Source organism: Cytobacillus praedii (genome assembly GCF_001439605.1).
Taxonomy (GTDB): domain Bacteria; phylum Bacillota; class Bacilli; order Bacillales; family Cytobacillaceae; genus Cytobacillus; species Cytobacillus praedii.
Map to the genome: position 1 here is coordinate 261 of NZ_LMBX01000004.1, position 343 is coordinate 603.

Genomic DNA, 343 nt, shown 5'->3' on the forward strand with positions numbered 1-343 from the left:
GGTATTATTCCGCAGTAGCTCAGTGGTAGAGCTATCGGCTGTTAACCGATCGGTCGTAGGTTCGAGTCCTACCTGCGGNNNNAAGGAGAGCTGTCCGAGTGGCCGAAGGAGCACGATTGGAAATCGTGTAGGCGGTTTATAGCTGTCTCAAGGGTTCAAATCCCTTGCTCTCCGCCATTTACATACTGGCCCCTTGGTCAAGCGGTTAAGACACCGCCCTTTCACGGCGGTAACACGGGTTCGAATCCCGTAGGGGTCACCATNATACGGAGGATTAGCTCAGCTGGGAGAGCATCTGCCTTACAAGCAGAGGGTCGGCGGTTCGATCCCGTCATCCTCCACC

The 343-nt window shown here is 55.3% G+C and carries 3 tRNA genes and 1 rRNA gene (1 of these 4 running past the window's edge); all 4 read left to right on the forward strand.

Annotated elements, in window-relative coordinates:
• Positions 1-13: ribosomal RNA gene (rrf, locus tag ASU02_RS05325) — 5S ribosomal RNA — on the forward strand; it begins 115 nt to the left of the window's first position.
• 71 nt (positions 14-84) lie between these two features.
• Positions 85-177, forward strand: a tRNA-Ser gene (locus ASU02_RS05330).
• Positions 178-187: 10 nt separating this feature from the next.
• Positions 188-262, forward strand: a tRNA-Glu gene (locus ASU02_RS05335).
• A gap of 6 nt (positions 263-268) precedes the next feature.
• Positions 269-341, forward strand: a tRNA-Val gene (locus ASU02_RS05340).
• The last annotated feature ends 2 nt before the right edge of the window (positions 342-343 follow it).